This window comes from Caballeronia sp. J97 (assembly GCF_905220305.1).
In the GTDB taxonomy this organism is placed as follows: Bacteria; Pseudomonadota; Gammaproteobacteria; order Burkholderiales; family Burkholderiaceae; genus Caballeronia.
In genome coordinates this window covers 250,010-273,525 of the sequence record NZ_CAJMZL010000004.1, presented here as the reverse complement: position 1 = coordinate 273,525, position 23,516 = coordinate 250,010, and the positions used below count along the sequence as shown (strand labels likewise).

Sequence of the window (23,516 nt, the reverse complement as noted above, 5' to 3'; positions counted from 1 at the left end):
GGCGATGCGCGTGGGGGCGCAGATTTTCGAATGAGACTTCTCTTGGCGAAGGCCGCCGGAGCTCGTCACGGCGCCTTCGGTGTGCCCGGGATCAACGCCACGATCGCGCGTGGCGCGCATGCCTTTGCGCCGCGGGATGCGACTCGCGGGAAACATGCGCAAGAAAATCGATCCGAAGCTGCCGGTGCATCTGCCGATCCTGATTGCTGATTCGTAAAAAGAAATTCTAACCCATCGCGGTGGCGCGCGTCGGCTGGCGCTAGCAGCGAGAAGGGGCATTTGCGTGTGAATTCGCGACACGTTTCCGGCATTTTCGACGCTTTTTTGCACGACCGTCCGGACGGTCTGAGCGCATGGCACGCCCGGAATGCGCGCGGTTGGCGCTATCATTGATGTTTTCGCCCTCGAAAACCCGCGCGGACCGTTGCCGCGTGACGATCCCTCGCATGACACATCCCGACTACCTGAAAAAAGTGCTGACCGCGCGCGTGTACGACGTCGCGCGCGAAAGCGAGCTCGAACCCGCGCGCAGCCTGTCCGCGCGCCTGCACAACGCCGTGTTCCTCAAGCGCGAGGACAATCAGCCGGTTTTCTCGTTCAAGATTCGGGGCGCCTACAACAAGATGGCGAATCTCCCCGCCGACGTGCTCGCGCGCGGCGTGATCACGGCGTCGGCGGGCAATCACGCGCAGGGCGTGGCGCTGTCGGCGGCGCGGCTCGGCTGCCGCGCGGTCATCGCCGTGCCGACGACCACGCCGCAAGTGAAGATCGACGCGATCCGCGCGCACGGCGGCCCGACCGTCGAAGTGGTGCTCGCGGGAGAATCGTACAGCGACGCCTACGCGCGCGCCGTGCAGTTGCAGGAAGAGCGCGGCCTCACCTTCGTGCATCCGTTCGACGATCCGGACGTTATCGCCGGACAAGGCACCGTCGCGATGGAAATCCTGCGCCAGCATCAGGGCCCGATCCACGCGATTTTCTGCCCGATCGGCGGCGGCGGACTCGCCGCGGGCGTCGCGGCGTACATCAAGGCCGTGCGCCCGGAGATCAAGGTGATCGGCGTGCAGACCGAGGATTCCTGCGCGATGGCGCAGTCGATCAAGGCTGGCGAGCGCGTCACGCTTTCCGAAGTCGGCCTGTTTTCGGACGGCACGGCGGTAAAGCTCGTCGGCGAGGAAACCTTCCGGCTGTGCAACGAGTTGCTCGACGAAGTCATCACCGTCGACACCGATGCGCTCTGCGCCGCGATCAAAGACGTGTTTCAGGACACGCGTTCGGTGCTCGAGCCGGCCGGCTCGCTCGCCGTCGCCGGCGCGAAGCTGTATGCGGAGCGCGAGGGCATCGAAGGCAAGACGTTGATCGCGGTGACTTCGGGCGCGAACATGAACTTCGACCGCATGCGCTTCGTCGCTGAGCGCGCGGAAGTCGGCGAGGCGCGCGAGGCCGTGTTCGCCGTGACGATTCCGGAAGAGCGCGGCAGCTTCAGACGCTTCTGCGAGCTCGTCGGCACACGCAGCGTGACCGAGTTCAACTACCGTATCGCCGATGAAAAGGCCGCGCATATCTTCGTCGGCGTGCAGATCAAGTCGCGCAAGGAAACGGCGCAGATGATGTCGTCGTTCATCGAACATGGTTTTGCGACCGTCGATCTGTCCCACGACGAACTCTCGAAGCAGCACATCCGCTATATGGTCGGCGGGCGTTCGCCGCTCGCGCAGGACGAACGTCTGCTGCGCTTCGAGTTTCCCGAGCGCCCGGGCGCGCTGATGAAGTTCCTTTCGTCGATGGCGCCGGAGTGGAACATCAGCCTGTTCCATTACCGGAATCAGGGCGCGGATTACAGCTCGATTCTCGTCGGCATTCAGGTGCCGCAGTCGGACAATGCGGAGTTCGAACGCTTCCTCGCGACGCTCGGCTATCCGTGGTGGGACGAAGGCGCGAATCCGGTCTACAAGCTCTTCCTGGCGTAAAAAGCCATGCCGAAGTTCACGCTCGAAGACAAGCTCGTCGTCGCGATTTCATCGCGCGCGCTCTTCGACTTCGAGGAAGAGAACCGCGTCTTCGAAACAGGCGATCTCGCGCAATACGAAGCGCTGCAACGCTCGCGTCTGGAGCGGCCCGCGAAACCGGGCGTCGCGTTCGGACTGATTCGCAAGCTGCTCGCGCTGAACGCCGGGGAACAGCGCGTCGAAGTCGTGATCCTGTCGCGCAGCGATCCGATCAGCGGCCTGCGCGCATTTCATTCGTGCCGCGAACACGGCCTGTCGATCGAGCGCGGCGTGTTCACGCGCGGCCGTTCGCCGTTCGCGTATCTGAAGCCGTTGCGCGCGTCGCTGTTTCTTTCGGCGAATCCGGACGATGTGCGCGATGCGCTCGCCGCCGGTTTCCCCGCCGCGCGCGTGCTGCCGGAAACGCCGCGCGCCGCGAGCCGTTACGCGGACGAGATCCGCATCGCGTTCGATGGCGACGCCGTGCTCTTCTCCGATGAAGCCGAGCGCGTCTTTCAGACCGAGGGACTCGGCGCCTTCGTCGGCCATGAAACGCAAAAGAAGGACTCGCCGCTTCCCGGCGGCCCGCTGAAGCCGCTGCTCGCGGCCTTGAACAAGCTGCAACGCATCGCCGACGACAACGAAAGCCGCTCGCCGATGCACATCCGCACGGCGCTCGTCACCGCGCGCTCCGCGCCCGCGCACGAGCGCGCGATCCGCACGCTGATGGCCTGGGACATCGAAATCGACGAAGCGATGTTTCTCGGCGGACTCGACAAGGGTGAATTCCTGCGCGAATTCGAGCCCGACTTTTTCTTCGACGATCAAATTCGCCACTGCGAATCCGCTCGCGTCGTCACGGCGACGGGGCACGTTCTCAGCGGCATAGCGAACGCATCATGACACCCGATCAATCTCCGCTCGGCAAGCCCGTCCACTACACCGAACAGTACGATGCGTCGCTGCTGTTTCCGATCGACCGCAAGCGCGCGCGCGATGCGATCGCCGTGCCCGCGCGCCTGCCGTTCTTCGGCACGGACATCTGGAACGCCTACGAGCTGTCGTGGCTGAACCGGCGCGGCAAGCCGCAGATCGCGGTCGCGACGTTCTTCGTGCCGGCGGATTCGCCGAATATCGTGGAGTCGAAGTCGTTCAAGCTGTATCTCGGCTCGTTCGCGCAGACGCAGTTCGATTCGGTCGACGACGTGCGCGCCGCCATCAAGCGCGATGTCTCCGCGGTGTGCGGCGCGACGGTTTCGGTGCAGATCGCGGCGCCGGCCGATTTCGGCAAGCTCACGATGGAAGAGTTCGATGGTTTGTCGCTCGACCGGCTCGATCTCGATTGCGAGGTGTTCTCGCCCGATCCTTCGTTGTTGAAGGCCGCGCACGACGAAGCGCCCGTCGACGAGACGCTGTTTTCGAATCTGTTGAAATCGAATTGCCCGGTGACGGGACAGCCGGACTGGGGCAGCGTGCAGATCCGCTATTACGGCGGGCAGATCGATCACGCGGGGTTGTTGCGATATATCGTTTCTTATCGCGAACATACCGGGTTTCATGAGCAATGCGTCGAGCGCATCTTCATGGACATCATGCGAGAGTGCAAGCCGGAACGGCTCGCTGTGTATGCGCGATACACACGGCGCGGCGGGCTGGACATCAACCCGTTCCGCACCAATTTCAATTTGCCGATGCCGGACAATGCAAGGCTGGCGCGGCAGTGAATGAAGGCGCGGCTCTGCTTCTCACGAACCAGAGCCGCAATCGCGCTTACGCCTTCTTGTAAGCCACGCAATCCACCTCGACCTTGCAGTCGATCACCATCGACGACACCACGCAGGCGCGCGCCGGCGGATTCGCGCCGAAGTATTCCTTGAACACCTTGTTGAACGACGCGAAATCGCGCGGATCGTCCAGCCACACGCCGCAGCGCACGACGTGCTCGGTGCCGTAGCCCGCTTCCTTCAGAATCGCGAGCACGTTCTGGATCGCCTTGTGCGATTGCTCGACGATGCCGCCGTTGATGACCTCGCCGTTTTCCATCGGCGTCTGGCCCGATACGAACAGCCAGCCATCGGCTTCGACCGCGCGTGCGAACGGCATATGCGCGCCGCCCTGTCCCTTGCCACCTTCCACGCCATAACGCTTCATCTCTTCGACTCCTTTTCCTTACGCAATCAAATTCTCAAAACGCGCCGGCGGCATCGAGCTTCGATGCCGAACCGCGCGCCACGAAACGTCCCGCGCGCGCGCCGGTCACGGCCTGCTCGCGATACGTCAAAACGCCATTCACCCAAACCGCGTCGATGCCGTCCGCCGCCTGTTGCGGTTGCGCGAACGTCGCGGCATCGCGCACGCGGTCCGGATCGAACACGACCAGATCCGCGTGATAGCCCACCTTCAGCTCGCCGCGCTCCGTCAAGCCGAAGCGACGCGCCGACAGGCTCGTCATCTTCCGCACCGCCTCTTCGAGCGAGATCAACGCCGTGTCGCGCACGTAGTGGCCGAGCACGCGCGGAAATGCGCCCCACAAACGCGGATGCGGAAGCGGATCGTTCGGCAAGCCGTCCGAGCCGACCATCGTCGCGGGATGCGAGAGGATGCGCCGCACGTCGTCTTCCGACATGTTGTGATACACCGCGCCCGCCGGCTGAAGGCGCTTCGCCGCTTCCTGCTGCGTGACCTTCCATTCGTCGGCGACCTCGCGGATCAGCTTGCCCGCCATTTCCGGATGCGGCGTCGACCATGTGATCGTGATGTCGATATCGCCCGTGACCTGCTTCAGATCCAGCGTCGACGAGCTGCGGTTATACGGATAGCAGTCGCAGCCGACCGGCTGACCGTCGCGCGTCGCCTCGATCGACTTCAGCACTTCCGTGCTGCGCCCCCAGTTCGACGGCCCCGCGCACTTCAGATGCGAAATCACCACCGGCACGCGCGCATGCCGTCCGACGCGGTACGCCTCGTCCATCGCGTCGAGGATGGCGTCGAACTCGGTGCGCATGTGCGTCGTGTAGAGCGCGCCCGCGCGGGCGAGCGGCTCGGCGAGCGCCTGCACTTCTTCCGGCGGCGCGTTGAAGGCCGATCCGTACGCGAGCCCGCTCGACAGACCGAGCGCGCCGTTGTCCAGCGCCTCTTCGAGCTGCGCGCGCATCGCGGCGACTTCATCGCCCGAAGCGCCGCGGTCCAGCCGATCCATATGATTGTTGCGCAGCGCCGTATGACCGATCAGCGCGCCGACGTTCACCGCCGGGCGGGCTTCGTTCACCGCGTCGACATACGCGGCGAAGGTCGGATATTTGAACGCGGCGGCATTGCCGAGCAGATTCATCGGATCAGGCGGATCGCCCTTGAGCGTCACCGGCGACGCGCTGATCCCGCAATTGCCGACGATCACTGTCGTCACGCCCTGCGTGATCTTCGGCATCATCTGCGGCGAGCGAATGACGTGGGTGTCGTCGTGCGTGTGAACGTCGATGAAACCGGGCGCGAGCACTCTGCCTTGCGCGTCGAAGGTTTCGTCGGCGCTCCAGCCGGACAGGCCGCCCGGCGCCTCGATCGCGACGATGCGCCCGTCGCGCACGGCGACATCGCGCTCGACGGCGGGCGCGCCCGTGCCGTCGATCAGGCGCGCGCCGACGATCAGCGTATCGGCCTTCAACGATTCCATGATCAGTCTCCCAAGGGTTGACGCTCGCCGCCGCCGCGATGCGAGTCGAGCGCGTGTTTCATGCGGCGCAGCAGTTCGCGGCTGTGATCGGCCTGCTTCACGGCCAGTTCGGTGACGAGCAAATCGAGCGCCATCATCATCGCGTAGCGCGACGACGACGGCTTGTAGATGAAGTCCGTTTCGATCGCGATGACCGGAATCAGCCAGTCCGCGAGCGCGCCGAGCGGCGACGCGGGCGCGGTCAGCGCGATCACGCGCGCGCCGTACTGTTTCGCGAGCGCGCAGCTTTCGACGATTTCGGGCGTCTGTCCCGTCACCGACAGCGCGACCACGACATGTTCCTTCGACAAGGTCGACGCCACCATGCGCTGCAACAACCCGTCCTGGTACGACGCGACCGGCCGTCCGAGCCGCACGAGGCGAAAACGCATTTCGTCGGCGAGCGCGGTCGATCCGCCGCCCATGCCGAACACGTAGATCATCGACGCCGCCGCGAGCGCATCGGCGGCTTCGGCGATCGGCGCGCCGCAAAGCGCGCCCTGATTTTGCGCGAGCGTCGCCTGCACTTCCTCGAAAATGCGCGCGGCGAGCGAATCGGGCACGGCATCGGGATCGCGCCTGAAAAAGCGCTGGCCGACGCCCGCCGCCTGCGCAAGCCGCAGCTTCAGCTCGCGCACGTCCTCGCAGCCGACCGCTTTCGCAAAACGCGTGACCGTCGCGACGCTGACTTCCGCCTTGTCGGCCAGCGCGCCGATGCTCGCGCGCGACGCGCTCACGATGTCGTCGAGAATCAGCGCGGCGACCTTGCGCTCGGCACCGCGCAACTCGGGCGCGCGCTCCGCGATGCGTGCGACGATGTCGAAACTGAGCGTGTCGGCGTGGCCGTTCATGAGGATTCCACGGGTTTACGAGAAGCGCATGTTACTAAATAACATTTCCATGCCGGATGCTACTTTGGTTAACATAGCACCGTCAACCTTGACGCGCATCGGATCGCGCACAAGGTTTATTTAAACGGACGATGGAGTAGCAGCACATGAAAGTTACAAACTATCAGAACGCGACGATCGACCCGTTCGGCAAGGGTCTCGGCATGGTGCCGGGCACGAGTATCCAGTTGAACGACGCGTCGCGTCTGCAATGGAGTCTGCTCGAAGAGGACGTGAGCCTGCCCGCCGCCGTGCTCTATTCCGATCGCATCGAACACAATCTGAAGTGGATGCAGGCGTTCGTCGGCGAATACGGCGTGAAGCTCGCGCCGCACGGCAAGACGACGATGGCGCCGCAACTCTTTCGCCGCCAGCTCGACACCGGCGCGTGGGGCATCACGCTCGCGACGGCGCATCAGGTGCGCGCGGCGTATCGTGGCGGCGTTCATCGCATCCTGATGGCGAATCAGCTAGTCGGCAAGCGCAACATGGGCATGATCGCCGAACTGCTGACGGACGCCAATTTCGAGTTCTTCTGTCTGGTCGATTCAGCCGATGGCGTCGATCAGCTCGGCGAATTCTTCAGCTCGGTGCGCAAGAAGCTGAACGTGCTGATCGAACTGGGCGTGCCGGGCGGGCGCACCGGCGTGCGCGACGACGCGCAGCGCGATGCGGTGCTTGCCGCAATCGCGCGCTGGCAGGGCACGATCGAGCTTGCGGGCATCGAACTGTACGAAGGCGTGCTGCAGGATGAAACGAAGGTGCGCGAGTTTCTGAAGAGCGCGGTCGGCATCACGCGCAAGCTGATCGACGAAGGCAAGATCGCGCGCAAGCCGGCGATCCTGTCGGGCGCGGGCTCGGCATGGTACGACGTCGTCGCCGACGAGTTCGCGAAGGCCAACAGCGACGCGATCGAGGTGGTGCTGCGTCCGGGGTGCTATCTGACGCACGACGTCGGTATCTACAAGAAGGCGCAAAACGAGATTTTCGCGCGCAATCCGATCGCGAAGAAGATGGGTCAAGGTTTGAAGCCGGCGCTGCAACTGTGGGCGTACGTGCAGTCGATTCCGGAACCCGACCGCGCGATCATCGGTCTGGGCAAGCGCGATTCCGCGTTCGATGCGGGCATGCCGGAGCCGGCGAAGCACTATCGTCCGGGCAATGAAGCGCCGCGCGATGTGTCGCCCGACGAAGGCTGGGAAATTTTCGGCCTGATGGATCAGCACGCGTACTTGCGCATCAAGCCGGGCGACGACGTGAAGGTCGGCGACATGATCGCGTTCGACATTTCGCATCCGTGCCTGACCTTCGACAAGTGGCGTCAGATTCTCGTCGTCGATCCGAAATATCGCGTCACCGAAGTGATCGAAACGTTCTTCTAAGCCTTCTCTTCCATCGCGGCCGCCTGCGACGCATTCGCGGCCGCGACTTCCTGGATGCGTCCCTCGAACATGTGAAGCGCGCTCGACAGGGCTTCGATAGCCTCGTCGGGCAACGAGGCCATCGTGTCGTGCAGGAACGCATTGCGTCGCGGCAGGCCTTCTTCGGCGATGGCGCGCCCTTGCGCCGTCAGCGCGACATTCGATACACGGTTGTCGCGCGCATCGACGCTGCGCACGATCCAGCCGAGTCCTTCCAGCGTCTTCAACTGACGCGTCAGCGCGCCCGGATCCACTTTCAGACGCTCGACGAGCCGCTTCTGCGACAGCACGCCCGCGTGCTCGTGCAACGCGAGCAGAATGCGCCAGCGCGGCATCGGCTGGCCGACGGCCGCCTCGAACGCCGACATGAACGCGCGATAGGTTCGTCCGAACTGCTGCACCACGGCGATACGGTCCTGTTCATTCATGCTTTCGATTTCCGTAGTCATTCGGCGACGATGACCGGTTCCTGCGGCCCTTTCAGGCGCACCGGCGGCACGCGGCGCGACTGCCACAGCGACACCACCGCGACCAGCGCCGCCAGCGCAAGTCCGATGTGAATCGCGGCGACGAGCGCTTCGCGCGCCGCTTCGAGCAGTATCGCGCCGTTATGGCCCGCGGCCGACAGTTGCGCGAGCAGCGTCTGCTGACCTTCGCGATTGATGAGGATTTGCGGATCGGAAAGATCGCCGGCCCAATGCATCGCATGATCCTTTTCGAGCGCGAGCGTCACGCCGCTCGCATACAGATGGGCGACAAGCGTGCCGGTGAGCGCGGTGCCGATCATCCCGCCGATCATGCGCAGCGATTGCAGCAACGCGGTTGCGATGCCCAGATGGGCGCGTCCCGCGGTCTGCTGCGCGAAGACCGTGAGATTCGGCATCACGAAGCCGAGGCCGAGTCCGCCGAGCAGCATGATCACGAGCAGCAGCGAGCGCGGCATATTGTGCGTCGCGACGACGATGCCCAGACACGACACGGCGAGCAACGCGAAACCGGCATACAGCATCAGATTGGCGTTCTTCAGCCGCGTGACGATGCGCCCGTTCACAATGCTGCCGATCGTGATGAAGACGACCAGCGGCGTGATCATCATGCCGGCGTCTTTCGGTGACATGCCGAAGCCGCCCTGGAACAGCAACGGCGCGTAGAAGAGCAGCGAGAACATCGTGAAACCGCCGAGAATCGCGAGCGTGAAGAGCGCGGCGAGCGCCTTGTTGCGAAACATGTCGACGGGCAAGATCGCGTAATCGCAGCGCATCTCCCATTTCCACAGCGCGAAGCCGGCGGCGACGCTCATCCCGAGCAGCGCGGCCGTTTCGGCGCCGAAGCCGAGTTTCGGCAGCATCTCGACGAACAATTGCAGCGCGCCGAGCGCCACCGCGATCAGCGCGGCGCCGGGCCAGTCGAGGCGCATCTTGCCCTCGTGCGCAACATGGCGCAGATGCGGCAGGAAGCGCCACACGAAAAAGAGCGAAACGACGCCGACCGGCAGGTTCACGTAGAACACCGAGCGCCAGCCGTAATATTGCGTGAGAAAGCCGCCGAGCGACGGTCCGACCGCGTTGGCGATGCCGAACGCGGAACTCATCATCACTTGCCAGCGCAGGCGGACGACGTTATCGGGAAAGAGATCGGCGATGCACGCAAACGCGGTGCCGACCAGCATCCCGCCGCCGACGCCTTGCAACCCGCGCGCGAGCACGAGAAACATCATGCTGTTGGCGAGACCGCAAAGCGCTGACGCTACCGTGAACACGACAATCGACGCGATCACGAAGGGCTTGCGGCCGTAGTAGTCGCCGAGCCGTCCGAAGATCGGCACGGTGATGACGGAAGTCAGAAGATACGAAGTGGCGACCCACGCGTAGAGATCGAAGCCCTTGAGCTCCGCGACAATTGTCGGCAGCGCGGTGCCCACCACCGTCTGATCGAGCGCGACGAGCATCGTGACGAACGAGACGCCCAGCATCGCCATGAGGGATTCGCGGAAAGGCAGGACCTGTCCGCTGGAATGATGCGCGGCTGTGTGAACGGCCATCTTTTGTAAGCGCAATAATTGACGCGTCAAATGAAATGGAATCATAGCACGGTGCCGCGCTCTAATCTGCGTGGGCAATTTCCCTTCACCGGACAGACAACATCGCATGGAACCGACGCCGATCATCACCTCGCCACTGACAACCGAAGATTTCGCGGCGCTCGCGCGGGCGAAGGAAGCGCTGGAAAGCCCGTCCCTGACGATGAAGCTCGCGAGCGTCGTCGGCGCGCCCATCGAAAAGCTGATGGGTCGCATGCCGGCGGCCGCGCAGGAAAAAGTCGACGACGCGACGCAGCTCGCGCTGCGAAAGTGCCTGCAACTCGCGCTGCGCACGATCGGCAAGAGCGCGCCGTCCGATTCGCTGCTCGCGCCGCCGCCCGACAGACCGCATAACCTGATGCACAAGCTGGCCGTCGCGACGACCGGCGCGGCGGGCGGAGCGTTCGGCCTCTTCGCGCTGCCGGTCGAACTGCCGGTCACGACGACACTGATGTTCCGCTCGATCTGCGATATCGCGCGTAGCGAGGGCGAGGACGTGCATCGCGTGGAGACGCAACTGCAATGCCTGATGGTACTGGGCATGGGCGGCACCAAAGCCAGCGACGACAACGCCGACCTCGGCTATTTCATCGTGCGCGGCGCGCTCGCGCAGTCGGTTTCGCGCGCGACCCACGACATCGCCGCCAAGGGATTGGGCAGTCATGGCTCGACGGCGCTGCTCAAGTTCCTGCAGACGATCGCGTCGCGATTCTCGGTGCAGGTGAGCGAGCAAGTCGCCGCGAAGTCCATTCCGGCGATCGGCGCGGTGCTGGGCGCGATGGTCAATACGGTGTTCATCGACCATTTTCAGCAGATGGCGCACGGGCATTTCACCGTGCGCAGGCTCGAGCGCCGATACGGTGCATCGGCCGTCGAGCGTGCTTATCAGACGATCGAGGTAATGGGCGGAAGATGAGCGTGGGGCGCGGAGGTCGCCGCTTCGATGAATGACGCGGCGTGCGCGAGCGCGTCGCGCGCTTCGGGCATGAACGGCGACCAGATCTGGAAGATGTGCGGGACGTCGCGCCAGATCTCCAGTTCGACGCGCACGCCCGCCGCGCGCGCTTTGGCCGCCACGCGAGTCGAATCGTCGAGCAGCAGTTCCGTATCGCCGACCTGAATCAGAAGCGGCGGCAAGCCTTCGAACTCGCCGAATATCGGTGACGCGTAAGGATTTCGCGCATCGCCGGCGCCGAGATACTGCGCCGCCACGCGAGGAAATATCGACGCGTGATACATCGGATCGCGGCCCTCGTTGGTTCGCATCGATTCGCCGCCAGATGTCAGATCCGTCCACGGAGAAAACACGACGGCCGCCGCGGGGAGCGGATCGCCCGCGTCGCGCAGCGCGAGCAGCGTCGCGAGCGCGAGTCCGCCACCGGCAGAATCGCCGGCGATCGCGATCGATTGCGCGGACACGCCATCTTCAAGCAAGCGCCGATACGCGGCGACGCTATCGTCAAGCGCCGCGGGAAAGCGATGTTCAGGCGCGAGACGGTAATCGAGCGAAAAAACTCGGGCGTTTGACCTCTCGGCCAAGCCGAACGTAATCGCGCGATGACTGCGCGGCGAGCAGAAGTAATAGCCGCCGCCGTGAAGATAGAGAATCGTTGCGCGCGGATTTGTCGGCGGTGTCAGCCATTCGCCGCGCAGCGGGGCGTCGGTGCTCCCCTCGCGGATGTCGAGTCGCCAGCCTTTCGGAACACGCGGCGACCAGATTCGTCGGGACGCGTACTTTCGGGCGAAACCGACGTCGAGCGCATGCTTGGCCGAATGCGGTCGCATGCTGACGCGCAAGGACCAGCAAGCCAGGGCGCGTTGCCAACTCATCGTCGGCCTGCATCAATTTGCAGGCATCACCTGACCGCGTATCTCGCCGGTCGGGTTCTCCTGCGTATGAATGTTGAAGTACCACTGCCCCGTCATGAGATCGGTCACCTGCTGATCCGTCAGCGTCGCTTGTCCTTTCATCGGCGTCGCGAGCGCGTTCTTGTCGACGGGCACCTGCACTTTCGCGTTCTGACCGACCGGCGCGGGACCGTGAAAATGCGCCATCGTCACCGGACCGGACAGTTCAGCGTAGGTCGCCGTCCAGGTCAGCACTTTGGTGTCGGTGTCGAAAGTCGCGTCGACCATGCCGTGGCCTTTGCTTACGCGCGGCGGCACTTCGCTCGAAGGCTGGAGGTTGGCTTTGAGCGCGACGGTATCGGCAAGGGCCGCGCCCGAAGCGATGAGCGAGAGGGTTAATCCTGCAATCCAGCGACCATGCAGTCTGTGCAACGCGATCATGCCTGCTCTCCCCGTAGAGGCCGGGACACGCGGGGATCGATCTCCGCGCAAATGCCGGCCGCGATGTCATGGTAGTGCATCCGGCTCTGGGCCGCATGTCGCTTCAACTGCACGAGCCAATGAAAAAAGGGCACCTCGCGGTGCCCTTTTGCTACGGTCCTTACAACTCGACCGTGATTAGAAGCGGTGACGCAGACCCGTGCTCACGAGAACCTGACGCGAGCTCGTCGACGGATTGATCCCGTTGTTGTTAGCGATCCATGCCGTAGCACCACCCGAGCCGAGTTGCGCCACGCTTTCTACGTAGACATCGGTACGCTTCGACAGGGAGTAGTCCGCCTGAACGCCGATCTGGTGATAGCGGAAGATTTCGCCCGATTCACCGGCCACCTGCGTCTTGCCCTGCGAGTACGTGTATGCCGCACCGAGCGAGAGCGCCGGAGTCAGCATGTAGCGCCCGTTCACTTCGAAGTTGTTCACATACATCGAATTGTTGGCCACATAGGTGTTATCCAGGCGCGACTGAGTCCAGAGAAGACCGAACGTCATCGCGTCGTAGGAGTAACCTGCACCGGCACCGTACGTGCGCAGGCGGCGACCCGGCACCGAAACGCCTTGGTCGTTCAGCGTCACAAACTGGTTGCCAACGACCGCACCGTTTTGATTGGTCGCGGAATTCACTCCGTTCGCTTGCGTATAAGCGACGCCGAGCTTGAACGGACCATTTGCATAACCTGCGCCGAGGCTATACGCGCGGTTGTTCGTGAAATTGCCGCCTTGGTTCGAGAAGCCGTACAGCGCGGCCATCGAGAAGCCGGCGTAGTTGGCGCTTTGGTACTTGATCGCGTTCGCGATGCTGTAGTTGCTGTTCAGGTTATCGTTGCCAAAGATGTGGCCGAAATAGCTGCCACCCCAAGTGCCCGCCGCGCTGATCGGAGCCAGATAATCGACGACAGCGTCGTACTGGCGACCGAGCGTAACGGTTCCGAATTGCGACGACGACAGGCCGACGAACGCCTGGCGATTGAAGAGCCCGCCACCGTTCGAGAGAGAACCGTTAGCCAGATTGAAGCCGCTTTCCAACGTGAAGATCGCCTTCATGCCGCCGCCCAGATCCTCGGCGCCGCGCAGGCCCCAACGGCTCTGCTGCACGTTGCCACCAGTCATACCGACGTAGGTGCCTTTCAGCGAGTCGCGGCCGGGATTCTCGTTGAAGACGTTGTTCACGTACGTGAAGCCCGCGTCGACTACGCCGTACAGGGTGACGCTGCTTTGCGCGCTTGCAGCGGTTGCGAACGATGCGGCCAGAGCGGCGACAGCCGTTACGATCAGAGTCTTTTTCATGTGTGTTCCTTTGAGTCTTGAAACTCGATAGGTTGCTTCAGGCCGACGCACGTCGAGCTTGGATTGCCTCTTTGCTCGTTCAGCTCAGCACCGATATTCGGCAGGACAAAGTTTATTGCCCGATTTTTTTGGGACGCCGACGAGAGAAACACAAAAGCCTTTTCGAATAAGTCGAAAAGTCAAATTTCAAGATGAGTTAACGCTTAGGCCGCATGGACTTACAGATCGTTTGATTCGTGCTATCCGGGCGTGCTTGTGGGCATCAGTTGCATCCATGCCACAGTGGTCTCATTGAGACACCCGCCTTGGATCGGAACCCTCCGATTCCTGCGCATTCCAGCGCGCTCTAAGATCGCGCACGCGAGGCGATGCTCCAGTCGCCTGCATCGATTTACCTTACGAGGCGTTCAAAAGAGCGCTTCTCACATCGCTCTCTCAATGAATCAATTCCAAGCGATGCGCGTGTTCATGAAGGTGGCAGAAACCGAGTCGTTCAGCCGTGCCGCTGCGGCGCTCGATCTTTCCAATGCCGTGGTGACCCGTTACGTCTCCCTGCTGGAAGCCCATCTGAACACGCGACTACTGAACCGGACCACACGCAGCGTCTCGCTGACCGAGGCCGGTCGCGAGTATGCCGACGGCTGCCGTGCAGTGATCGAGCAAGTCGAGGCCATCGAAGCGTCGATGGCGAACAGTTCGATCGATCCGTCAGGCACGCTCAAGCTCGTGGCGTCGGCATCGTTCTCGTTGCTCGGACTCACGCCGATGCTGTGTGCGTTTCGTGAGCAGTATTCGAACGTGAAGCTGCGGCTGACGCTGCTGCATCGTCCGGTCGATCTCGTCGCGGAAGGCTTCGACGTCGGTATCGTCGTGCCTCATCTCGTCAACAGCGGCATGCTGATCAACCGCCCGCTGGTCAGGGTCGCGGCAGCGCTCGTCGCATCGCCGGTCTACCTTTCGCGGCGCGGCGCGCCCGCCCGTCCCGCCGCGCTGCCGGCACACGAGTTTCTCGCGCCGTCCGCGGACATACATGGCCCGATGTGGTCCTTCGTCGGACCGTCGGGCGCGGTCGAGAACGTCGCACTCGATCCGGCATACAGCGTGAACAGTTCGCACATGTTGCGGCAAGCGGCGCTTTCCGGAATGGGAATCGCGGTGCTGCCGGAAAACTATGTGGCGCAGGACATCGACGCGGGATCACTCGTGCGGCTGCTGCCGGGATACACACTCCAGGACGCGGACAAGGAAGTGTCGATCGTCTATCCCGGGCGCAGGCACGTATCGGCCAAGACACGCTCCTTCGTGGATTTCGCGCTGGCCTACTTTCGCGACCGCGGCCTCGCGAATGCGAACCCCGAAGCGCTCCCCGAATAGCAAGGATTGCGAACGGACCGCCGGATCAGAGAATCGTCGCGCCTTGCGCCTGGATGCGCTCGACGAGCTGTTCGCATCGCGCGATCAGCGCCATTCCTTCGCTACGCCGCACGTCGCGCGATTTCACATGCAAATCGCGGCGGAAATCCTCCAGCGCGCCGAGCAGCGGCCGATACTGCAACACGCTTGCCGCCCCGACCACGCGGTGATGCCAGTCCCGCAGATCATCGACCGTGCCACGATCGAGCAATCGCCGAAACGCGACGAGATCCTCGCGGAAGGACGCCACGAACGCATCCAGCAGCGCCTTCACTGTCGCGTCGCTGCCCCACAGTTGCGCCATTGCGCTCAGATCGAGCTCGTCGTCGCCATGAATTGGCACGACGGCAACTTGCACGGAGTGCGTCTCGGGAACGGGCACCGGGTTATCTTTGCCGCCCCAACGATTCAGATGTTCGCGCAAGGTAGCAAGCCGGGTTGGCTTCACGAGGCAATCGTCCATGCCCGACTCGCGACACTTGCGCAATTCGTCGGGCGCGGTGCTCGCCGTGATGCCGAGAATCGGCAGACGACGCGCTGTGCCGGCCTCGTCGGCCCGGATGCGGCGCGCGAGTTCGTAGCCGGTCATGTTCGGCATGTGGCAATCCGTGATCAGAAAGCCATAGCGCGTGTCAGCCAACGCCGCGAACGCCTCGGCCCCGTCATGTACCACGTCGCACGCGAAACCCAGCAGCGAAAGCTGATGGCGGATCAGCTCCTGGTTCACCGGGTGATCCTCCGCCACGAGCACGAGCTTGCCGCTGCGAAGTGCGTCCTCCCGGTCCGGCGCCGCCATCTTCGTGTCGTAGCCGAGCGTGGCGGCCGACGCGACCTGCGGCATTCCCGTCAATGCGGCAACGCACGCGGCGCCGAGTCCGTGCCACGAAATCGGATTGACGCTTACGCGGATGTCGTCTTCGAGAATGCGGTACCCGGTGGGCTTCGGCTTCTCGGTCACGTGAATCACACGCGAACCGAGCGGCGACGCTCGCTTGTGCACCTCGCTCAGAAAAACAATCTCGATGTCTTCAAGGGACTCCGGCTCCGATCGCGCGAGCTCATTGGGCGAGTAGCGCTGCAATGTCAGACCGAGCGCCTCGCCGTAGTGCATGAGCGCAGCAGCCACGCGGTCGTCATCGATTGCCACGATGCCCCGCCGGCCATGTAATCCGTCGATCTGGTAATGCAGGGTCTCGATGGGCATAGTGAGACGGACGATCATCGTCGTTCCGACGCCGATCGCGCTTTCCAGGCTCATCGCACCGCCCATCAATTCGACGAGGCGGTTGCAGATCGTCAATCCGAGTCCGGTGCCGCCGAACCGGCGCGTGGTGGAAGTCTCCGCCTGCACGAACGGCTCGAACAGGCTCTGCTGAGCTTCCGGGGCAATCCCGATGCCCGTATCCTTTACCCGCAGTTCGATCACTTGTTCCGAGTCGCGCTGCTCGACCGCGCACACGTGAAGCGCGACATCGCCCTTGATCGTGAACTTGATGGCGTTGCTCATCAGGTTGAAGAGTACCTGCCTGAGCCGCACGCTGTCGCCTCTGAGGGTCGCCGCGACTTGCGGCGCCACGTCGACACGTACGCGCAAGCCCTTTTCGTGCGCCCGTCCGGCAAGCAGGCCGACTGCGCTATCCACGAGTTCACGCAAATCGATCGGCGTCGACTCGATCGACAACCGGCCTGCCTCGATCTTCGAATAGTCGAGGAGATCGTCCAGGATCTGCAAGAGCGCGCTCGCGGAGTCCTGAATCATGCCGAGCATCTGCGACTGGTCAGGATTCAGCGGCGTGTTCTCGAGCACCTCGACGAGACCCAGGACACCGTTCATCGGTGTGCGGATTTCGTGACTCATCATCGCGAGGAAATCGTCCTTTGCGCGCGATGCGGCTTCGGCGGTATCGCGCGCGCGGGCAAGCTCGTCGGCGCGAGCATGCTCGACGCTCGCATCGGCCCAATAGCCGCTCCACACCACCGCGCCGTCGTCCTCACGGTGCGCGACGAGGTCGGCGCGAATCCAGCGGGTGATGCCTCCCACCGTCGAGCGAAACTCCGTGCGCAGCGGCTCGAGCGTGCGCGCCGAGTTACCGATTTCCTCGATCAGACGCGCACTGTCTTCGTCGTGGACGTGGGTCAGCGCGTGGATCGGATCGTCGGCCAGCGCGCTGACGTCCAGACCGAGCAACTGACGGGTATCGCCGTCGATATACGGAAGGCTGTACGCGCCGTCGCTCGCGCGACGCAACTGGAACACGACCGCAGGCAGCGATCGCGTCACATCGTGAAGACGACGCTCGGTCTGCCGCGCGCGCGTTTCGGCGTCGCGAATATCGGTGATGTCGATCATCGTGCCGACGACGCCCGCCAACTCCCCGTTCGACGACGTGAACGCACCCGTCCAGAAAAGGCCGCAGCGCGGAGAATTCTCGTTGTCGGCGAAATTCGCCTCGACTTCCTGACGCTGTCCCGTGGCCAGCGTCAGGTCGGTCAGTTCGTGGAGCACGCGACTGTGCGCCTCGCCCCATGCCGTCGCTTCGAGACTCGTGCGCCCGATAATGTCCCCGCGGCGCACGCCGAGGGCCTCCTCGAAGGCGCGATTCACCGCGATGTAGCGGTTTTGCCTGTCCTTCGCGACCAGCGGATACGGCACCACCTCCATCATGGTCTGCTGGAAACTGAGTTGCGTACCCAGACGCTGCTCGGTTTTCATGCGCCGGTCCATCTCCTGTTGCAATCGGAGAAACGCGCGCAGCGTCACGAACAATACGGCTGCAATGCCGATAAGCGCCGGCAGCAGGCGCAGTGCCGTGATGTTCCAGTCTCCGGATCCGGCTGCCTGAGCGGCGGACGCCCGCATCTCGGCTTGCCTGAACGCGCGCCTGATCAGCAAATCGAGCGGCTGCAGTTCGGTGTGCAAGGCGAAATTCAAGGTTCCCGGCGTGCTCGGTGCGACGATCATATCGATCTCGCCGCGTTGAAATGCCAATGTAGCCTTGGCCCAGTCGTTGAATTGCTTCGGCTCAAAGGTGACGCCGAGCACCTTCCTGATTTCTTCCAAGGTCACTTCTGGCCGCTGGAGCGACGCCTCGGCGGGGTCTCCGGACGCTTCGATCACACCGACGACGATCGGCTTCAGCGTGCGCAAGTACCCGCGCTCGGGTTCAGCGAGTTCGAATGGGGATGCCGCTTCGTTCGTCTCGCTTCGAACGACTGCGAGCGGCTGTGAAGCGTTGATGGTGTGACTATGCGGCTCAGCCGTATAGCTGATTGATGGCGCAGTCAGGCTGAGAAGAAGCAGACAACGCGCGAACAGAAATCTCAATTCGAACCCCTCGGATGCGGGCCGACGCTTGCAACAATAGTTGCTTCGCCGGCTGAGCAAGACCAAGGGGACACGACTTCGCCGCTTTTGACGGCTGGGTGACCCAGCGCTTCGTACTTGCCCGTCAAGTGCAGATGACTTGAGTCTGACTTGCAACGCATCGGGATCGAATCAGAACCGTCCCAATTTGCTCTGAAACTGGCGGTGGCCGAACGCCACGTGACTTCAGATTAATCCGACCTGCTGAAGATAACCGACCAGCTCCTCTTCACTTTCGAGGCCGAGCTTGCGCATGCCGCTCCGCTTTTGTGTCGCGATCGTCTTTCGGCTTCGCCCGAAGTGATCCGCGATCTCATGAACGAGCAGACCGCGTGCGTAGAGCTGAAACACTTCCCATTCGCGACGGCTCAAAACGCCCGCGCGTGCCGGCGATGTGGCCGGCAAGTGACGCACCGCCGCCTCCACGCACGGAGAGAGGAAGCAGCCTCCCGCGTCGGCCACGGCTATCGCGTCGTGCAAGCACTCAAGCCCGTCGCGCTTGTCGAGCACGCCGTCGACGCCGAGTTGAACCAGCCCGGCCAGCATTCGCGTCTGCGAGATCATCGTGAGCACGATGATCTTCGGCCGGTCTTCCTGCCACGACAAACGTCGGAGATAAGCGATCGAATTGCTTTCCCCGTCGATGCCCCGCATTCCGATGTCCGAAAAAACGAAATCACACGGTGTGGCATCGACTGCTTCAGCGAGCTCCAGTGTGTCCCGGGCAGTGGCAACCACTTGCGCCGCGCCGTCTCGCTCAAGAAAGCTCTGAATTCCTTTGATGACAATCGGGTGGTCGTCCGCAAGAATCACTCGCTTCGGCGTTTTTGTTCTCATTTTTTTGTGTGTTCTATAGACATGGCCTGGCACGCCACGGTTGTCGAATTGACCGGGCGCTGTCTCCTTGCCGGCTTTTTGGGTCTGCGCCGCGCGCGCTACGCGATGCGTCAGATCAAGCCACTGTCCGCGATAAACCGATACAAATCAGCGTCTGTCGACAGATCCAGCTTTCGCATGGCTGCGCACTTTTGTGCGCTGATAGTCTTCACGCTACGGTCGAGTTCCTTCGCGATTTCGGTAACGTTCGAGCCTCGCGCATAGCGCTCGATCACTTCAAGTTCGCGGCTCGTGAGCCTCTGGCGAATGAAGCGCGCGTGGCTTTCGGCGTCCGCAAGCGCCAGCGTGCGGCGTATCGCGGGTCCGAGGTACGTCTCGTTGGCAATGACCGAAACAATGGCAACGTAGATCAGGTCGAGCCGGTCCTCCTTGCTTAGGAATGCGTGCGCTCCCGCTTCGAGCGCCTGTTTGACCAGTGCAGCGTCACTGCTCCGCGACATGACTACGATTCGAACGTCGGGATACAGATTCGCCATATGCTGGATCAACTCGATGCCGTCGCCGTAGCGTCCGCCGGGCATGAAGAAGTCGATGATAGCGACGTCGCACTCGCCGCGAGCGAGTGACTCTTCGAGCTGCGTCGAATTTGTGCTACGGCTCACGACCTCCACATTTGGAAAATTCCCGGCAAGCCGCTCGACCGCGAGGATGACGAGAGGATGGTCATCCGCTATCGCCAGCCTTACCCGTTTAGCATGCGAGAGCACTTGGCTCCCGTTCCCGAACTCCATCGACTCAAACCCCTTCTCGCCCGGTAAACCCAGAATCACATCCATAAACGAAGCACAAGCTTCGGGCATCGAAACATTGAGATACATAAGATGCATCCGAAATTTAAACAACGAAACCACTTAATCACGACTTAATCACTTCAACCCGCGGGCGCGAACAAAAGCGAAAAGACCAGGATCATTTCTTACGCCGAGCTTATTCATCGCATCGCGTTTCTGCCGGCTGATCGTGCGCACATCGCGATCGAGTTCTCTCGCAATCTCCGTAATCGAATGCCCTTTGGCAAACAATCGGACGACCTCGATCTCGCGCGGAGAAAGACGCGGCTCCTCCGATGAAAACTCCGTCTCCGCGCCGGCCTCCGCGAGCGCTGTTACAAACGACGCACTCACGAAACGACGGCCCACACTCGCATGCCGCACGGCCGTCGCCACAAGTTCGATCGGCTCGGCTTTGTTGACCAGACTCATTGCGCCGGCGTTCAGAATGGAACGCAGAATCGCGACGTTGCTCACGCTCGTAAGCACGACGATGCTGATATTCTCAAAATCCTGACGAACCTTCCGGATGAGACGCAATCCGTCATTCGCATCGACACCCGGTTCCGGCATGGCGAAGTCTGTGACCAATACGTCGCACGGCTTGACGTCGAGCTCCGCCAGCAAAGCACTCGCGCTATTTGCCTCGCCCACGACTTCCATCCCGTCGTCAGCGGCAAAAAGCGCTTTCATCCCAAGGACTACGAAGGGATGGTCATCAGCCAATACTATTCGAAGCTTCACGAGGCCCCCGGCTATATTGTTGGTCTTGGTAAATTTGATTGTGATGGGTCGACTGCGCAAGCTGAATAAATCCAAGCCGCACGCTTAATCACGCCTTCGAATTTTCGTTTACCGAATTCCGATAAACAAACTCACGCTGACAACACCCAATTCAATGACAATGAGCAAATAAATAGCTCGTTTATCCTATTGAAAATCTCTTCGAAAATAGGACGCAATAAATTCTCAGACTATAAGAAAAATCCGATTAGACTGCGAACTTTGATTTTAAATCAAAGCGCACAAAGTCATTGACCGACCCCGAGAGATTAATGTACCCCGCCGAAAAAAGGCGAGTGCGGGCGCCATAAATCAGAAAGCGCCTTGGCATGACGAAAAAAATGGGCCTCGGACTATTAAAGCCGGAGGCCCATCTTTGAATGTGCGCATCGTGCGCGGATGGTCAGAACGGAATATCGTCGTCCATGTCGTCGAAACCGCCGCCCGCCGGCGCGCTCGGACGGCTGGAACCGCCGCCCGCGCCACCGCCGCTCGCCCGCCCGCCCGCGGGCGGACGCCCACCGCCGCCACCGCCGCCGGAACGCTCCATCGGTGCGCTGCGACTGTAGCTGCCGTCATCGCCGCCGCCCGCGCCGCCGCGACCGCCGAGCATCTGCATCTGATCCGCGACGATCTCGGTCGAATAGCGCTCCTGGCCCGATTGATCGGTCCATTTGCGCGTGCGAATGCGCCCTTCGATATACACCGACGAGCCCTTCTTCAGATATTCGTTCACGATCTCCGCCAGCCGGCCGAAGAACGCCACGCGATGCCACTCCGTGAGTTCCTTGAATTCGCCGGAGGCCTTGTCCTTGTAACGGTCCGTCGTAGCGAGACGGATATTGGCCACGGCGTCGCCGCTCGGGAGGTAGCGGGTTTCCGGGTCGGCGCCCAGATTGCCCACGAGAATGACCTTGTTGACTGATGCCATGATTTCTCCGGTAGATTCCTTGCTAACTGTCAGCTGGATGGTGCAATCGGACCGATCTCGTCTTCAGACGTGGATTCGGCTACACCATGCCGGCTTGATTCGATGATCCAAATTTCTTTCAGGCCGCGCGCTCGGCTTTGCGCGGCGGCGGTTTCATCCATGCAGCGACGACGAGCCACGCGAACACCAGCGCCGAACAGGCGAAAAAGACCGCGCTCGGCCCGTCGAGCTTCAGCAGCCAGCCGCCGATCACCCCGCCGAGCGCGAGGCCGATCGACTGCGTCGTGTTGTACACGCCCGCCGCCGCCCCCTTTCTCGTGCCCGGCGCGAGCTTCGACACCAGCGACGGCTGCGACGCTTCCAGCACATTGAAGCCGAGAAAGTACACGAACAGAATGGCTGCCACGGACCACAGCGTATGGGGTGCGGCGCCCAATAACAACTGGCCGATCAGGATAAGCCCGATCGCGCTCAGCATCACGCTCTTCATTTTTCCACGTTTCTCGGCGGCGATGATGGCCGGCACCATCAGGACGAACGCGAGCGCCATCACGGGCAGGTAAATCTTCCAGTGCGATGCGACCGGCAGGCCGCCTTCCTCCAGAATGCGCGGCACGACGAGAAAGAGCGCCGTCTGCGTGGCGTGCAGCACGAGCACGCCGAAGTTCAGGCGCAGCAGCTCGACGTTGTGCAGCACTTCCGCGAAAGGCGCCTTGACGTGAACCGGATGCGCCGGCGGATCTGGCACGATCCAGAACACCACGCCCACCGCGAGGATCGACAGCACGCCGATCACCGCGAACAGCCCGCTCATGCCAACCCAGTGAAACACGATCGGCGCGCCGACGATCGCCACGGCGAACGACACGCCGATGCTGCCGCCGACCATCGCCATCGCCTTGGTGCGGTTTTCCTCGTGCGTGAGATCCGCGATGAACGCGATCACCGCCGATGACACCGCGCCCATGCCCTGAATCACGCGCCCCGCGATGATCCACGCCATCGAATGTCCGACGGCCGCGACGAAGCTCCCCACCGCGAAGACCAGCAATCCGAACGCGATGACCGGCTTGCGCCCGAGCTTGTCGGAAATCCAGCCATAAAAGATATAGAGCATCGACTGCGTGACGCCGTACGCGCCGAGCGCGATGCCGACGAGCAGAACGTTGTCGCCGCCGGGGATGGTTTTCGCGTAGACGGAAAACACCGGCATGATCATGAAGAGACCGAGCATGCGCAGCGCGAAGATGGCAGCGAGCGACACGGTCGCGCGCAACTCCGGCGCGGAGAGACGTGTGGACGTGGCAGACGGATTGGACATCAGAAACGGAAAAAGGATGAGGGTCGCGTCTGGCCTGGCCTGCGGCGCAGCCAGGCGCGGCCGCCTTGTTCTTGCTCGAAACGGCACTATATGGAACGCACGGCCGGGGGCCGCCGCTCGTCGCGCCGACGCTAACGCCGCACATGGCCAGCAAGTCCCCGCGACGGCCGATCGGCGCGCATCCGGCCCTCGGGCTCGGGCGCTGCGCCCTTTAAAAGTCGTTATAGTAGCAGGTTTGGCCCTCTCTCTTTCCGCCCGGCAATGCCTGCATAGCCTGTCCGGGCGGATGAAAGCGCCGCAGAAAACGTCCGAAAGC

At 62.6% G+C, this 23,516-nt stretch carries 21 protein-coding genes; 7 read left to right on the top strand and 14 right to left on the bottom strand.

Annotation, left to right across the window (positions count from 1 at the left end; all coding sequences use genetic code 11):
• Window positions 1–446 precede the first annotated feature (446 nt).
• From ilvA to queF, 3 genes are read left to right on the top strand one after another with little or no spacing between them, the layout of a single operon-like run.
• The gene (ilvA, locus tag U4Y90_RS09565; protein ID WP_321794320.1) at window positions 447–1,970 is read left to right on the top strand and encodes a threonine ammonia-lyase, biosynthetic; all 1,524 of its coding nucleotides are present in this window, start codon (window positions 447–449) and stop codon (window positions 1,968–1,970) included.
• Window positions 1,971–1,976: 6 nt separating this feature from the next.
• Window positions 1,977–2,891, top strand: coding sequence for a 5'-nucleotidase (locus tag U4Y90_RS09560; protein WP_321794319.1), 915 nt, complete (start codon window positions 1,977–1,979; stop codon window positions 2,889–2,891).
• Window positions 2,888–3,712 carry an NADPH-dependent 7-cyano-7-deazaguanine reductase QueF gene (gene queF, locus U4Y90_RS09555; protein WP_321794318.1) on the top strand — a complete coding sequence of 275 codons (825 nt, stop codon included), beginning with the start codon at window positions 2,888–2,890 and terminating at the stop codon, window positions 3,710–3,712. Before U4Y90_RS09560 ends, queF begins: the two co-directional genes overlap by 4 nt.
• A gap of 46 nt (window positions 3,713–3,758) precedes the next feature.
• Here queF and U4Y90_RS09550 read toward each other — a convergent pair whose 3' ends face one another.
• Genes U4Y90_RS09550 through U4Y90_RS09540 form a run of 3 tightly spaced genes read right to left on the bottom strand, consistent with a single transcriptional unit; the run spans window position 3,759 to window position 6,548 of the window.
• On the bottom strand, window positions 3,759–4,139 hold the full coding sequence (locus U4Y90_RS09550) for a RidA family protein (protein ID WP_061132889.1): 381 nt from the start codon (window positions 4,137–4,139) through the stop codon (window positions 3,759–3,761).
• Between the two features lie 34 nt (window positions 4,140–4,173).
• The gene (locus tag U4Y90_RS09545) at window positions 4,174–5,658 is read right to left on the bottom strand and encodes a D-aminoacylase (protein ID WP_321794317.1); all 1,485 of its coding nucleotides are present in this window, start codon (window positions 5,656–5,658) and stop codon (window positions 4,174–4,176) included.
• Between the two features lie 2 nt (window positions 5,659–5,660).
• The gene (locus U4Y90_RS09540) at window positions 5,661–6,548 is read right to left on the bottom strand and encodes a MurR/RpiR family transcriptional regulator (RefSeq protein ID WP_321794316.1); all 888 of its coding nucleotides are present in this window, start codon (window positions 6,546–6,548) and stop codon (window positions 5,661–5,663) included.
• Between the two features lie 146 nt (window positions 6,549–6,694).
• On the opposite strand from U4Y90_RS09540, the gene U4Y90_RS09535 reads away from it, so the two are divergent.
• Window positions 6,695–7,969, top strand: coding sequence for an amino acid deaminase (locus U4Y90_RS09535; protein ID WP_321794315.1), 1,275 nt, complete (start codon window positions 6,695–6,697; stop codon window positions 7,967–7,969).
• Here the strand turns inward: U4Y90_RS09535 and U4Y90_RS09530 are convergent.
• Window positions 7,966–8,436: a MarR family winged helix-turn-helix transcriptional regulator gene (locus U4Y90_RS09530; RefSeq protein ID WP_321794314.1), complete on the bottom strand. Its 471-nt coding sequence runs from the start codon at window positions 8,434–8,436 to the stop codon at window positions 7,966–7,968. The genes U4Y90_RS09535 and U4Y90_RS09530 overlap by 4 nt on opposite strands.
• 17 nt (window positions 8,437–8,453) lie before the next feature.
• On the bottom strand, window positions 8,454–10,049 hold the full coding sequence (locus U4Y90_RS09525; RefSeq protein ID WP_321794313.1) for an MFS transporter: 1,596 nt from the start codon (window positions 10,047–10,049) through the stop codon (window positions 8,454–8,456).
• A 106-nt stretch (window positions 10,050–10,155) separates the two neighbouring features.
• Between U4Y90_RS09525 and U4Y90_RS09520 the strand changes: the two genes are divergently transcribed.
• Window positions 10,156–11,004, top strand: coding sequence for an EcsC family protein (locus U4Y90_RS09520; protein WP_321794312.1), 849 nt, complete (start codon window positions 10,156–10,158; stop codon window positions 11,002–11,004).
• Here U4Y90_RS09520 and U4Y90_RS09515 read toward each other — a convergent pair.
• The 3 genes from U4Y90_RS09515 to U4Y90_RS09505 all read right to left on the bottom strand — a co-directional run bounded on the left by U4Y90_RS09515 (window position 10,974) and on the right by U4Y90_RS09505 (window position 13,721).
• Window positions 10,974–11,918 carry an alpha/beta hydrolase gene (locus U4Y90_RS09515; RefSeq protein ID WP_321794311.1) on the bottom strand — a complete coding sequence of 315 codons (945 nt, stop codon included), beginning with the start codon at window positions 11,916–11,918 and terminating at the stop codon, window positions 10,974–10,976. The two genes, U4Y90_RS09520 and U4Y90_RS09515, sit on opposite strands and share 31 nt — an antisense overlap.
• Before the next feature lie 12 nt (window positions 11,919–11,930).
• Window positions 11,931–12,377: a CHRD domain-containing protein gene (locus U4Y90_RS09510; protein WP_321794310.1), complete on the bottom strand. Its 447-nt coding sequence runs from the start codon at window positions 12,375–12,377 to the stop codon at window positions 11,931–11,933.
• A gap of 177 nt (window positions 12,378–12,554) precedes the next feature.
• Window positions 12,555–13,721, bottom strand: a complete 1,167-nt coding sequence (locus U4Y90_RS09505; RefSeq protein WP_321794349.1) for a porin — start codon at window positions 13,719–13,721, stop codon at window positions 12,555–12,557.
• Window positions 13,722–14,159: 438 nt separating this feature from the next.
• Between U4Y90_RS09505 and U4Y90_RS09500 the strand changes: the two genes are divergently transcribed.
• Window positions 14,160–15,095, top strand: a complete 936-nt coding sequence (locus tag U4Y90_RS09500) for a LysR family transcriptional regulator (protein ID WP_321794309.1) — start codon at window positions 14,160–14,162, stop codon at window positions 15,093–15,095.
• Between the two features lie 25 nt (window positions 15,096–15,120).
• Here U4Y90_RS09500 and U4Y90_RS09495 read toward each other — a convergent pair whose 3' ends face one another.
• Entirely contained in the window at window positions 15,121–17,847 is a 2,727-nt protein-coding gene (locus U4Y90_RS09495; protein ID WP_321794308.1) for an ATP-binding protein, read from the bottom strand.
• On the opposite strand from U4Y90_RS09495, the gene U4Y90_RS09490 reads away from it, so the two are divergent.
• Window positions 17,818–18,363 carry a hypothetical protein gene (locus U4Y90_RS09490; RefSeq protein ID WP_321794307.1) on the top strand — a complete coding sequence of 182 codons (546 nt, stop codon included), beginning with the start codon at window positions 17,818–17,820 and terminating at the stop codon, window positions 18,361–18,363. The genes U4Y90_RS09495 and U4Y90_RS09490 overlap by 30 nt on opposite strands.
• A 321-nt stretch (window positions 18,364–18,684) precedes the next feature.
• On the opposite strand, the gene U4Y90_RS09485 is transcribed toward U4Y90_RS09490, so the two are convergent.
• The 5 genes from U4Y90_RS09485 to U4Y90_RS09465 all read right to left on the bottom strand — a co-directional run bounded on the left by U4Y90_RS09485 (window position 18,685) and on the right by U4Y90_RS09465 (window position 23,200).
• Window positions 18,685–19,335, bottom strand: coding sequence for a response regulator transcription factor (locus tag U4Y90_RS09485; protein WP_321794306.1), 651 nt, complete (start codon window positions 19,333–19,335; stop codon window positions 18,685–18,687).
• Window positions 19,336–19,445: 110 nt separating this feature from the next.
• Window positions 19,446–20,213 (bottom strand): response regulator transcription factor, encoded by a 768-nt coding sequence (locus U4Y90_RS09480; protein WP_321794305.1) that lies wholly within the window; start codon window positions 20,211–20,213, stop codon window positions 19,446–19,448.
• Window positions 20,214–20,261: 48 nt separating this feature from the next.
• Window positions 20,262–20,909, bottom strand: coding sequence for a response regulator transcription factor (locus U4Y90_RS09475; protein WP_321794348.1), 648 nt, complete (start codon window positions 20,907–20,909; stop codon window positions 20,262–20,264).
• A gap of 442 nt (window positions 20,910–21,351) precedes the next feature.
• On the bottom strand, window positions 21,352–21,879 hold the full coding sequence (locus U4Y90_RS09470) for a single-stranded DNA-binding protein (RefSeq protein ID WP_321794304.1): 528 nt from the start codon (window positions 21,877–21,879) through the stop codon (window positions 21,352–21,354).
• A 118-nt stretch (window positions 21,880–21,997) separates the two neighbouring features.
• Window positions 21,998–23,200: an MFS transporter gene (locus U4Y90_RS09465; protein ID WP_321794303.1), complete on the bottom strand. Its 1,203-nt coding sequence runs from the start codon at window positions 23,198–23,200 to the stop codon at window positions 21,998–22,000.
• Window positions 23,201–23,516 lie beyond the last annotated feature (316 nt).

Bases quoted from the DNA above. Each gene is read 5' to 3' on its own strand.
- ilvA (WP_321794320.1), top strand. From the start codon at position 447: ATGACACATCCCGACTACCTGAAAAAAGTGCTGACCGCGCGCGTGTAC.
- U4Y90_RS09560 (WP_321794319.1), top strand. From the start codon at position 1,977: ATGCCGAAGTTCACGCTCGAAGACAAGCTCGTCGTCGCGATTTCATCG.
- queF (WP_321794318.1), top strand. From the start codon at position 2,888: ATGACACCCGATCAATCTCCGCTCGGCAAGCCCGTCCACTACACCGAA.
- U4Y90_RS09550 (WP_061132889.1), bottom strand. From the start codon at position 4,139: ATGAAGCGTTATGGCGTGGAAGGTGGCAAGGGACAGGGCGGCGCGCAT.
- U4Y90_RS09545 (WP_321794317.1), bottom strand. From the start codon at position 5,658: ATGGAATCGTTGAAGGCCGATACGCTGATCGTCGGCGCGCGCCTGATC.
- U4Y90_RS09540 (WP_321794316.1), bottom strand. From the start codon at position 6,548: ATGAACGGCCACGCCGACACGCTCAGTTTCGACATCGTCGCACGCATC.
- U4Y90_RS09535 (WP_321794315.1), top strand. From the start codon at position 6,695: ATGAAAGTTACAAACTATCAGAACGCGACGATCGACCCGTTCGGCAAG.
- U4Y90_RS09530 (WP_321794314.1), bottom strand. From the start codon at position 8,436: ATGAATGAACAGGACCGTATCGCCGTGGTGCAGCAGTTCGGACGAACC.
- U4Y90_RS09525 (WP_321794313.1), bottom strand. From the start codon at position 10,049: ATGGCCGTTCACACAGCCGCGCATCATTCCAGCGGACAGGTCCTGCCT.
- U4Y90_RS09520 (WP_321794312.1), top strand. From the start codon at position 10,156: ATGGAACCGACGCCGATCATCACCTCGCCACTGACAACCGAAGATTTC.
- U4Y90_RS09515 (WP_321794311.1), bottom strand. From the start codon at position 11,918: ATGAGTTGGCAACGCGCCCTGGCTTGCTGGTCCTTGCGCGTCAGCATG.
- U4Y90_RS09510 (WP_321794310.1), bottom strand. From the start codon at position 12,377: ATGATCGCGTTGCACAGACTGCATGGTCGCTGGATTGCAGGATTAACC.
- U4Y90_RS09505 (WP_321794349.1), bottom strand. From the start codon at position 13,721: ATGAAAAAGACTCTGATCGTAACGGCTGTCGCCGCTCTGGCCGCATCG.
- U4Y90_RS09500 (WP_321794309.1), top strand. From the start codon at position 14,160: ATGAATCAATTCCAAGCGATGCGCGTGTTCATGAAGGTGGCAGAAACC.
- U4Y90_RS09495 (WP_321794308.1), bottom strand. From the start codon at position 17,847: ATGAAAACCGAGCAGCGTCTGGGTACGCAACTCAGTTTCCAGCAGACC.
- U4Y90_RS09485 (WP_321794306.1), bottom strand. From the start codon at position 19,335: ATGAGAACAAAAACGCCGAAGCGAGTGATTCTTGCGGACGACCACCCG.
- U4Y90_RS09480 (WP_321794305.1), bottom strand. From the start codon at position 20,213: ATGTATCTCAATGTTTCGATGCCCGAAGCTTGTGCTTCGTTTATGGAT.
- U4Y90_RS09470 (WP_321794304.1), bottom strand. From the start codon at position 21,879: ATGGCATCAGTCAACAAGGTCATTCTCGTGGGCAATCTGGGCGCCGAC.
- U4Y90_RS09465 (WP_321794303.1), bottom strand. From the start codon at position 23,200: ATGTCCAATCCGTCTGCCACGTCCACACGTCTCTCCGCGCCGGAGTTG.